Genomic DNA, 10,415 nt, shown 5'->3' on the forward strand with positions numbered 1-10,415 from the left:
CAAAGTTTTAAGACATTCATCAAGCCTCAGCCTCTTTACGAATGGCAGCATCTAAAAACTAAGAAAAACAACTCAAAACAGGTTCCAGACTCACTACAACTCAACTTATTTGAACGCGAAACTTCAGTTTTAAAACCCTGTATGGGCGTTCGAGAAGCCTTGGGACTTCCAGATATTGGTTTCGACGCACTTGCACCAACCCTTCGTAGTGGATTAACTGGCCCTCGTCACACGACCTCGATTCTCAATAGTTCTTCAGCTCAAACCCTGTGGAGAAAGCTACAAATCTGGCCGAACGGTGTAGCTGAAACTCGCGAAAATGCCCGATTGTTTGTGGCGAAAAACAAACACTTTCGCCTGTCGGTTCCCGATTGTGCGATTTTGCAAGGATTTCCCGAATCGTGGACGTTTTGCGGAGCGGTTTATATGGCGTTGGGACAAATTGGAAATGCGGTTCCGCCACCGTTAGGGTATCACGTGGCTCGTTCGATCGAGCGTGCGTTGGCTTGGAAAAAATCACGATATCACTTCAATTTTGTGGTCGGTGCGTGACGCTGAAATAGAATTGGGATAACTTCAAGGAAATGGTGTTTCTCCGCATCACACACCCTACAGATTTCTCCCGAATTCCAACGCTTCCTGTAAAGTCACGCGCAAACTGTCTAATAATTCCTCGCGAGACATCTCTTAACAGTTAACCCCTGGAATTTCCTCAATCCAGCCAATCCACCAATCGCCGTCTTTTTTGATAATCGCTGTATAAGTTCCGTTCATCGCTAAAACTCCCAAAATTTGTAAAATGTAGAGCGTCGAGACGCGAGATTCTCTAAAAACATCTTGCCCGATCGCACCGCCACGCGCCACCATAAAACCAACCTCAAAGAATATAAGCTGTACCCCCCCCTCGCCTATGCTTTCCGTATCCGACGCCGAACGCCTCATTTTCGACGCCGTTCGTCCTCTCCATCCCGAACGCAACACCGAAGTCGTCAACCTCCTGGACGCCAGCGGACGGATTCTCGCCACCTCCGTCAGCAGCCAACTCGACTTTCCCCACTGGGATAACTCGGCGATGGACGGCTACGCCGTGCGTTTCGAGGACGTAAACGCCTGTAGCGACAGCGAACCCGCCGTTTTAAAGATTGTCGAAGAAATTCCCGCCGGAACGCCGCCGCAGAAAACCCTACAACCGGGACAAGCGGCCCGCATTCTCACTGGTTCCATGATGCCAGAGGGAGCGGATACGGTGGTGATGCAGGAAAATACTCGTCTCGACGGCGATGGGGTGGCGGTTCTCGTTCCCCCGGAAAACCCCGGTCAGTTCGTTCGCCGTCGCGGAAGTTTCTACCAGGCGGGAAATCCTCTTATCGAAGGCGGGGTGCGATTGCAAGCCGCTGATATCGCGGTTTTCGCCGCCGCACAAGCGACGAAAGTGCGCGTATTTCGCAAACCTCGCGTGGCTATCCTCTCCACGGGAAGCGAGTTAGTTTCCCCGGAACAGCATCTTCAGCCGGGTCAGATTGTGGACTCGAATCAGTACGCTCTCGCGTCGTTTTTGTCGGCGTTGGGAATGGAACCGCTGCGGGTGGGAATTGTGGAAGACGACCCGGCGACGTTGAAATATTCCATTGCTGAGGCGTTGAATTGGGGCGATGTGGTGGTTTCGACGGGGGGCGTGTCGGTGGGGGATTACGATTATATCGATCGCATTTTAGAGCAGTTAGGGGGCGATTTGTTGGTGCGATCGATCGCCATAAAACCGGGAAAACCCCTGACGTTCGCCCAGTTTCCCAAACAACAGGCTCTCTATTTCGGTTTACCGGGAAATCCGGTTTCGGCGTTGGTGAGTTGTTGGCGGTTCGTCAAACCCGCTTTGTTGAAATTGGCGGGGTTGCGTCGGGGATGGGAACCGATTTTCGTGAAGGCGAAGACACGAGTTGAGTTGCGGTCTGGCGGCGGACGGGAAACTTATCTTTGGGGTCGGCTGTTGGCGACGGAAACGGGGTTGGAATTCGAGATTCCGGGGGGAAGTTTCAGTTCGGGAAATTTGATTAATTTAATGCAGACGAATGGCTGTGCGAGGCTTCCGGTGGGAACGAAACGGGTTGAGGCGGGGGAAACCGTTTCGGTGTTGTGGGTCGATACGCCGATTTCAGAGTTCGGAAAATTGAAGGTTGAGTGATTCTCCAGAACCCCGGTTTCAACATTCAAGGAAAAACCGGATTTCTTGACTGATAAGTGTGTATGATCGAAGATTGAATGATGGGAGACGGTATGTGTTGGCAGAAAGTTTGTGAGCTGGACGTCCGGTGAATTGAGTTTCCCACGAACGCACTCTACGGGATTTGAACCCCGCTGTTCTAGACGAATCCCTCACCTCAAGCCGTTTTCAACGAATCTCAGGAATTTCCCCGATCGATCGACTTTGAGTCGTTACACTATGAAAGGATGACAGCTTTCGATCGCAGACCAGCACGAACAGCGTTTTTCGCCCATTGGAACCGTGACGAGTCGCTTAACTGACGTTTTTGTTCTGTCTCGATCGAACCTTACGAGTTCAAACAGTTGAATTTCAAAAGTTACATTTCAAGAATCGAATCAAGAATCATCTAGATCGCGCGATCGAGGAGTCAATTATGGACGAACGCTCTAATTTTATTTTCCCCAGAGGACGCTATTACGGCGAATTCAAGCCTGAAAACGTCGTGTTTAACGCAAATTTACAAGAATTCGCCCAGCGAGTTAATTACATTTGCAACCTAGAAACCAGCGGAAAAATCTCACCTCAAGAGGCTTATGACGCCATTAAAGAGTTGTGGAAACAGCTCAAACAATCCAAACGAGAACTCCAAATTGGTGATTCTTCTTCCTCTTCAGACGGGTGAATTTCCAAGAAAGCTACAATATCCAGCGATCGACAGGCGATATCTGGAAAATCCTCAGTTTCGGGTATCCAGTCCCTTAGAGATCCCGGGTTTCTGACGATTGGCATTTTTGAGATGCCCCCCTTGATACGAACCTATGCTGTTTCTGAGGCCGCAATTGACGTTATAACAAGGGCTTGAGCGCAGGTTTCTCCCCGCGAGATTCGTTAAAATTTGAGAAAGCTCCCCACCACAACCCGTCAAGCGCCCATGTTTACGAATTACAGTCACTTGCTGCGCGACAACCCCGTTCGGCGACACCACGGTCTCGCGGTAACGGACGTTGACGGAGACGGCGCGTTCGAGGTGGTGGTGGCCGGGTTCGGGCGTCCGAATATGGTGCTGAAATGGAACGGAACGGGATTTGTCGATATCGCCGACCGGACGATCGCGGGTGTCGCGAAGGACGCTCTCGCCACCATCGCCGCCGACTTAGACGGAGACGGCCGGGAAGAACTTTACCTTCTCAACGGCCACGCCCCCAAGGAAGACCGCCACGCCCGCCATCAATTGTTATCGTTTCGAGACGGAAAATGGATCGATCTGTTTTCTCGTCCGGAAAATCAAGACGCTCTCAACGCTACGGTCGCCTGTGCTGCGGTGGGTCTCGATCGCCTCGGTTGCGGTCGTTACGGATTTTTTGTGGCTAACGCGATAGGTCCGATGCGCCTTTACGAAACCGACGAAAACGGACAACTGGCTGATGTCGCCCCCGAGGTGGGACTCGATCGCCTCTCCTCAGCCCGAGGGTTGGTCGCGCTTCCCCTGGTAACGCATCAGATGGACGTTTTCGCCACCACCGACGACGGCGCCAACTTGCTGTTTTGCAATCGCGGCGATGGGACTTACAAAGAAGTCGCTGAAGAGGCGGGGTTGCGAGACCTCTACAAACACGGTCGCGGCGTGGCGGTTCTCGACGCCGACGGAGACAGTAAGTTCGATATCGTTTACGGAAACTGGGAAGGGGCGCATCGCCTGTTTTTACAGGGCGCAACAGGACAGTTTCGCAACGTCGCCCCCCAGGAAATGGCGCGATCGTCTCGGGTTCGCAGCGTCGTGGCGGCGGATTTCGATAACGACGGAATCGAAGAGATTTTGTTCAACAATTTAGGGGAACCGAACCGTCTGTTTGGTTTGCGGAACGGCGCGTGGCGACAGTTGGATATCGGCGACGCTTGGGAACCGGACAGTTTTGGAACGGGGGCGGTGGTGGGAGATTTCGACGGCGACGGCCGTTTGGAGTTACTGGTGGCTCACGGGGAAGCGAAACCGCAACCGCTGACGCTGTATCGCCCGCAACCGACGGAGGCGGGATGGCTGCGGGTGTTACCGCTGACCCGCTACGGGGCGCCGGCCCGAGGGGCGGTTTGTCGCTTGACGGTGGCGGGAGAACGCCACGTTCGCGCCATCGATGCGGGAAGCGGCTATCTCTGTCAGATGGAACCGGTGGCTCATTTCGGTTTGGGACCTCACCGACGGGTCGATCGCTTGGAAGTCTGCTGGCCCGACGGGGCGAAGGTGTCCCTCGATTCTCCGATGGCGAATCAGTTGATTCGGGTTCCTTATCCGGGGTCGGTGTTGGGGAAGTTTGAGATGGGGTGATGAGGAGAAGAATGTCAATGGTTTCGTGGTTTGAGGGAGTGCGATCGCTCGATGTGGCGGTCGTCGGTGCGAGTCAGGGGATTGGCTTCGGCTTCGTTCGCCATCTGCTAAATGACGATCGCATCCGTTGCGTTTACGCTACCTATCGCCATCCGGACTCGGCGCAACCCCTGTTAGAACTAGCTCAGTCTCATCCGACTCGCTTGCGGTGTTTTTCAGTAGACATCACGGAGGAGTCACAGGTGGAAGCTTGGACGAATACGCTACAAAAGGAGGTTGAAAAACTCCATCTTGCGATTAACTGCGTGGGAATTCTTCAGGAAGGAGAGATTCAACCGGAGAAGAGTTTGCGTCAAATCGACCCCGATCGCTTGTTGCGGTATTTTCAGGTCAACAGTATCGGCGGGATTTTGTTAGCGAAACATCTGTTACCGCTGTTTCGTCACGGCGATCGCAGCCTGTTGGCGACGATTTCGGCCAAAATTGGCAGTATCGGCGATAACTCTCTCGGAGGTTGGTATGGCTATCGCGCCTCGAAAGCGGCGTTGAATATGTTTTTACGCACGGCGGCGATCGAATATTCTCGCAAAAGTCCTCAAACTCTGGTGGTGATGTTACACCCTGGAACGACGGACACGCGCCTGTCTCGTCCGTTTCAGCGCAACGTTCCCCCGGAAAAGCTCTTTTCGATCGATCGCACGGTGACGCAGTTACTCGACGTTATGGACGGGTTGACAGCGGACGATAGCGGCCAGTTTTTTTCCTGGGATGGAAGTCGGCTTCCGTGGTGAGGAGATGGGGAGATGATGGGATGATGGGATGAGGAGATGATGGGATGGGGCGGTGCGTATCGCGGGAAACTCAGGTTTCGGACTTCGACATGGTTATGGCGTCCGCCTCACGCACCCGACGAACTGTTTTTTCAAATAAGGGCCGGTGACGATGAAAGGGTACTCGAGAAACGGACTCGTTGGCGCGATCGCAGCGATCGCCTGGGGAATCGGCGGCGTCGCCTTGGCTGACAACGGTGGCGACGCCAACGCCGTCGATAACGCAGAATACTATTACGAATACTATTTAACGATTTGCGCCAAGGGAAGCGGAATCGAGGCCGTCACCGCCTGCGATAAAGCCCTGGATTTGCGCCCCCGCGACGCGCGAACTTGGACGAATCGCGGGGTTCAGTTGGGGAATTTAGGGGAATACGAGGCGGCGATCGACTCCTATCGCCGCGCCCTCGACATCGCCCCGGATTACTCCCTGGCTTGGGTGAACCTCTGCGCCGATCGCATCAGTTTGGGACGCAATTTTGAAGCGGCGGAGGCTTGTGAAAACGCCCTCGACGGCGATGGACGCTGGGGGGAACTGGGCGAGGATTTCGCCTGGTACAATCTCGGTGTGGCGCGAGAACGCCTCGAACGCTATGGAGACGCGCAAGAAGCCTATCTTCGCGCTCTGGAACTGGACTCGGACAACGCCGCCGCCTGGAACGGGTTGGGCTATGCGTTGGAACGGTTGGGACGGTACGAGGAAGCCCTCAACGCCTATCAACGGGCGGTGAGTCTCGCGCCGAACGTGGCGCTGTATCGCGAGAATCTCGATACGGTTTTGTTGCGAATGCGTTAAAGTTTTCAAGCCCCAGTTCCTATGAAACTGAGCCTCTGCGCCATCGTCAAAAACGAGGAATCTCGACTTCCGCAATGTTTGGAAAGCGTGCGGGATATCGTCGATGAAATCGTGGTGTTGGATACGGGATCGAGCGATCGCACGGTGGAAATTGCGAAAAACGCCGGTGCGATCGTGGGACACTTTGATTGGTGCGACGACTTTGCGGCGGCGAGAAACGAAGCGTTGAAACTCGTCACGGGGGATTGGGTGTTGGTGCTGGATGCAGACGAACGGCTCAATTCTAAGGTTATTCCGTCGCTGCGAAACGCCATTGAAAACGACAACGCCATCGCTGTCAATTTGATTCGTCAGGAAATCGGCGCCTCGCAGTCGCCCTATTCCATTGTGTCGCGGTTGTTTCGCCGCCATCGGAAGCTCTATTTTTCTCGTCCCTATCACGCCACCATCGACGATTCGGTGGCGGAACTGTTACAAGAGGAATCGGGCTGGAACGTCCGCCATCTCGATACGGTGGCGATTCTTCACGAGGGGTACGAACCGGGGACGATCGCAGCCCAGGGTAAGTTAGAACGAGCCAAAGCCGCCATCGAAGGCTATCACCGACAATATCCCAACGATCCTTATGTTTGTAGTAAGTTGGGTGCGTTCTACGTCCAGATGGGCGAGATTTCGGCGGGGATGAAACTGCTGCATCGGGGACTCTCGGCGGCGGCGGTGACGGAACCTGTGGCTTTTGAGTTGCGGTATCATCTGGGTATTGCTTACGCGCGACGCCAACAGTTCGATCGCGCTGTGAAACACTATGGCATCGCTACGGAAACGGCGATCGCACCCTTGGCGAAATTGGGGGCTTATGTGAATTTGGGTTCGGCGTTGTTGCAAATGGGGAATTTTGCAGAAGCTCAACGCGCTTTTGAAATGACGGTGCGAATCGATCCGACTTTTGCGTTGGGATTTTACAATCTCGGGGTGACGCTGCGCGGCTTGGGACAGTTTCAGGCGGCCATCGACTGTTATCGAAAAGCCATCGATCTCGATCCCCAACTGGCCGGTTCTCATCGGAATTTAGGGTTGATGTTGCTGCAAACGGGAAATGTCCTCGATGGGATGTTGGCCCTCAAGCAGGCGATCGCCCTCTACGATGTCCAAAATCCGAGGGAAGCGCAACGGCTTCGGCAGGCTTTTCCGACTCTTTCGGGAAAAAGTTAGAAAAAATATAAAAATTTCTCGCCACAGAGACAGGTAGAATAGGGGAATAACGCATATAATCCCCGCACCGCTTGATTTTCAAGATTAAATCAAAACCCTACCGTGAGAATTCGATAAAAAGTAATTTTTATTTGGAAAGTTGGGTTTGTTGTCCGAGTCGGGGTTCGGTTCCCGAGAGCAGGCGATCGATATTCGAGCGATGGCGGAATAAAACGTAAGCGGTGGCGGCGATCGCAAACAGACAGAAGGGAAGAGGTTGATGGGTTCCCCACATCAGCACGGAAATTAAAATCGCCGACAACATCGAACTGAGGGAGACGATTCTCGAGAGGCTCAAGACGGTGGCGAAAATAGCGATCGTGGCTAAACCCACCGGCCAGGAAAGCGCCAACAACACGCCGAGGCTACTGGCGACGGCTTTTCCACCCGTTGTGAGTTCGGGATCTCGCGCCGAACCTGTCATCAACCAAATGGATTTCGCATGGCCGAAAATGGCAGCTAATCCAGCGAGGGTGACAATCCAAGGTTGCCAAAGTCGAGGCTCGATGGCGGCGATGGCCTCAAACCCCCCCACAAATCCGTAAGTCAAACGGACTAAAGCAATCGCCGCAACCGCTTTCAAAATATCGGCGAGCAGGACGAACAAGGCGGCTTTTTTCCCCACAACCCGCAGCACGTTCGTCGCCCCCGTGGAACCGGAGCCGTGTTGGCGAATATCAATATTCTTCGCACGATAGGCAACCCAATACCCCGTCGGCGTCGATCCCAATAGATATGCTGCCAGCAGCAGCACTGCATTTAACCCCAGCCATGCAGCCATACTCGACAATTTGCCACCAGTCTGTTAATTCAGCAGCATTTTATCAGAGTTCGCGATCGCAACCCTAGGAGAATTTGCAATTTTTTAGAGTCGATCGAAGAAAGTGAAATTCTTGCCTCCTCTTCTCACCACTTCATCTTCTCATTTCCTCGTCTTTCGTCTTCGCTAACATGGCGCGAATTTGGGCGATAAAGTCGTTATGGTCGAGAATGGGCTTGGCAATGTAGCCGTCGGCGCCGCTTTTTTTAAGAAACGCTTCTCGATCGCCCACCATCGCGTTCGCCGTGACCAGGATTACAGGAAGATGGGCAGTGGTGGGATCGGCTTTCAGCAGTTGGGTAATGCGGAGTCCGTCTACAGGCTCTCCTTCGTATTGACTGTTCCCCAGAGATACGTCCATCAAAATGATATCGACGCCTCCGGAGCGGGCGATATTGAGTATTTCTTCAACATCCTCGGTATGCAAGGCATTTAAACCACCGCGTCGCGTGAGAATTTTTTGGAAGACTCGCCAGTTAATCGGATCGTCTTCAACCACTAACACTGTTGTCACGATCGTTACTCCCAAATGCCCTGACCTTCATTTGTTCGCGCGATCGCGTTCTTTATCCGGACGATCGAAGACGATTTGAGAAAGAAGACTGAGTTTCACCACCGTCCTAGCAGATCGACAGCGTTCGGCATCTTCCTCAAGCAGGATTTCTCGAATATGATTGCCACTACTTCAATATTGCTGGATATCGATTGACGGTAGTTTCCTGTATCGACCCCCCGTTTTTCGAGATTGTTTTGAAATTGAAAATTAACTGTAAAACCTCTCCTCATAACTGTTAAAATAGAATTAAGATTTTACGGCTGTAGGTCGCGAGCTTTGTTAAGGTTTCAAGACATTTAAAAAAACGGTCGTTTGTCTCGTTTGTCGTTTTCCTCGTTTAAATCAAACAGGCTGTCGGCAATTGTCGAAAACCATAGAGCCTAGTGAGTAAGTCCATGAAAATCCACATAGAAAGCAACCATTTTGACGAAAAATGTCGATGTGACCTATGCGGGGCGATCTTCGTGCCTCAAGAGGTTGTCGCACGGGCTTATCGAGATTCTGGCGATTATCTTAGCGATGTTTGTCCCACCTGTTTGGCCATGGGATCGGAAGGAATTAGCCAGCGTTTGCGCGATCGCGCTCGTTACCTCAAGTTGATGGCCTGGGAATTAGAGCGTCTAGCCGATCGCCCGATCGACGTGCCGACGATCGAACAACTCAACCTGGCCAACCAAATCGAGAATGCTTTGCGTTAAGACACTGGAGATATTTCAACCCAGAAGTCTCAACCTCACGTCCAAAAACTCCAATCCTCATCAAAATGCAGCAGAATTAGCTTTCTGCTGCATTTTTGTAGGTGTGAACCCTTTGCCTTCGCCATGGGAGAGAATCAGAATCGATTGCCCCGATCGCCATGCGATCGATATCTCACGTTGCCGTCAAACAGACCCCTTAAAGCGATCGTTGCGAACAATTGCGATCGCGTTTCAGTGGTAACTTCAGACCAGTCATATATCCATAGTTATCAATCGCTCGAACACCAAGCAGATGGGCGATCGTTCGTTATTTCTTGTCAATGGTCCATAACTGATTGTCTATAACTATTGTCGTTTCCCCTCACCACCGACCCTTGAGACTTCTCGCTTCACCCAGTCTTTTAGACGCCGAAGTCCTTCCTCACCCTCTCGTCCGATGAGCCAAATCCTTCACGCCCAATGTGTCACCTGCGACACGTGCGTTCCACGTCCTCCCCAGTTCGGAGCGATCGACGCTCAAAACCCTTCAACCCCCAACGACTTTCAAACCGCGCTCGATCTGACGTTGCACCCTCGCCCCAACCCCGCACGTTCCCGAAAGTGTCAAGCGGTTCTCATCGCCGAAGCCACACCTCCTCACGCCGATTTGTTCGCCAACGGCGACAGTTGCCGCTTCGCCTCGTCCATGGTGATTTGGGAAACCTGTAACGTCCTATCTCAACAAGCCTCCCTTCCGTGGCAATCCACGGAAGAGGGTCGCCTCCTGTACGAAAAACCCGTCAAACACGGTCGCGGCTACCTCGCCTTTTCCTTTACCCAACCCTGGCGAGAAGAAGTCAGCCAAAACCTCTGGGACGCTTTAGACTTGCGGGCAGCCTGCGTACCTAAGTACAGGACAAAAGTTGCAGAGCCTGGAGAAACTGAGAGCGAAACAGAGG

Annotated in this window: 11 protein-coding genes and 1 pseudogene; 9 read left to right on the top strand and 3 right to left on the bottom strand. The window is 52.9% G+C overall.

Features of this window, described 5'->3' with window-relative positions:
- The first annotated feature begins 141 nt into the window (after nucleotides 1-141).
- Nucleotides 142-552, top strand: a complete 411-nt coding sequence (locus ACP5D4_RS19295) for a DNA cytosine methyltransferase (RefSeq protein WP_428013244.1) — start codon at nucleotides 142-144, stop codon at nucleotides 550-552.
- Between the two features lie 135 nt (nucleotides 553-687).
- Here the strand turns inward: ACP5D4_RS19295 and ACP5D4_RS19300 are convergent, their stop codons facing one another.
- Nucleotides 688-867, bottom strand: a complete 180-nt coding sequence (locus tag ACP5D4_RS19300) for a hypothetical protein (protein WP_428013245.1) — start codon at nucleotides 865-867, stop codon at nucleotides 688-690.
- A 43-nt stretch (nucleotides 868-910) separates the two neighbouring features.
- Here ACP5D4_RS19300 and ACP5D4_RS19305 point away from each other — a divergent pair, with 43 nt between their 5' ends.
- The 6 genes from ACP5D4_RS19305 (at nucleotide 911) to ACP5D4_RS19330 (ending at nucleotide 7,364) form a co-directional block, all read left to right on the top strand.
- Nucleotides 911-2,182, top strand: coding sequence for a molybdopterin molybdotransferase MoeA (locus tag ACP5D4_RS19305; RefSeq protein WP_428013246.1), 1,272 nt, complete (start codon nucleotides 911-913; stop codon nucleotides 2,180-2,182).
- A 454-nt stretch (nucleotides 2,183-2,636) separates the two neighbouring features.
- Nucleotides 2,637-2,885: a DUF7219 family protein gene (locus tag ACP5D4_RS19310; RefSeq protein ID WP_428013247.1), complete on the top strand. Its 249-nt coding sequence runs from the start codon at nucleotides 2,637-2,639 to the stop codon at nucleotides 2,883-2,885.
- A gap of 249 nt (nucleotides 2,886-3,134) precedes the next feature.
- Nucleotides 3,135-4,526: a CRTAC1 family protein gene (locus ACP5D4_RS19315; protein ID WP_428013248.1), complete on the top strand. Its 1,392-nt coding sequence runs from the start codon at nucleotides 3,135-3,137 to the stop codon at nucleotides 4,524-4,526.
- Between the two features lie 17 nt (nucleotides 4,527-4,543).
- Complete coding sequence (locus ACP5D4_RS19320; protein WP_428013249.1) at nucleotides 4,544-5,317, top strand: SDR family NAD(P)-dependent oxidoreductase; 774 nt, start codon at nucleotides 4,544-4,546, stop codon at nucleotides 5,315-5,317.
- Nucleotides 5,318-5,468: 151 nt separating this feature from the next.
- A complete protein-coding gene (locus ACP5D4_RS19325) occupies nucleotides 5,469-6,152 on the top strand; it encodes a tetratricopeptide repeat protein (RefSeq protein ID WP_428013250.1) in 684 nt (227 codons plus the stop codon).
- Between the two features lie 21 nt (nucleotides 6,153-6,173).
- Nucleotides 6,174-7,364, top strand: coding sequence for a glycosyltransferase (locus ACP5D4_RS19330; RefSeq protein WP_428013251.1), 1,191 nt, complete (start codon nucleotides 6,174-6,176; stop codon nucleotides 7,362-7,364).
- A 127-nt stretch (nucleotides 7,365-7,491) separates the two neighbouring features.
- Here ACP5D4_RS19330 and plsY read toward each other — a convergent pair whose 3' ends face one another.
- Both plsY and ACP5D4_RS19340 read right to left on the bottom strand, forming a co-directional pair.
- Complete coding sequence (gene plsY, locus ACP5D4_RS19335) at nucleotides 7,492-8,184, bottom strand: glycerol-3-phosphate 1-O-acyltransferase PlsY (RefSeq protein ID WP_428013252.1); 693 nt, start codon at nucleotides 8,182-8,184, stop codon at nucleotides 7,492-7,494.
- Between the two features lie 133 nt (nucleotides 8,185-8,317).
- On the bottom strand, nucleotides 8,318-8,737 hold the full coding sequence (locus ACP5D4_RS19340; RefSeq protein ID WP_428013253.1) for a response regulator: 420 nt from the start codon (nucleotides 8,735-8,737) through the stop codon (nucleotides 8,318-8,320).
- Between the two features lie 506 nt (nucleotides 8,738-9,243).
- On the opposite strand from ACP5D4_RS19340, the gene ACP5D4_RS19345 reads away from it, so the two are divergent.
- Both ACP5D4_RS19345 and ACP5D4_RS19350 read left to right on the top strand, forming a co-directional pair.
- Nucleotides 9,244-9,477 (top strand): hypothetical protein, encoded by a 234-nt coding sequence (locus ACP5D4_RS19345; RefSeq protein WP_428013254.1) that lies wholly within the window; start codon nucleotides 9,244-9,246, stop codon nucleotides 9,475-9,477.
- 436 nt (nucleotides 9,478-9,913) lie between these two features.
- Nucleotides 9,914-10,415 (top strand): annotated as a pseudogene (locus ACP5D4_RS19350) (hypothetical protein); the annotation flags it as partial.

It is taken from the genome of Baaleninema sp. (assembly GCF_049974805.1).
Taxonomy (GTDB): domain Bacteria; phylum Cyanobacteriota; class Cyanobacteriia; order Cyanobacteriales; family Geitlerinemataceae; genus Baaleninema.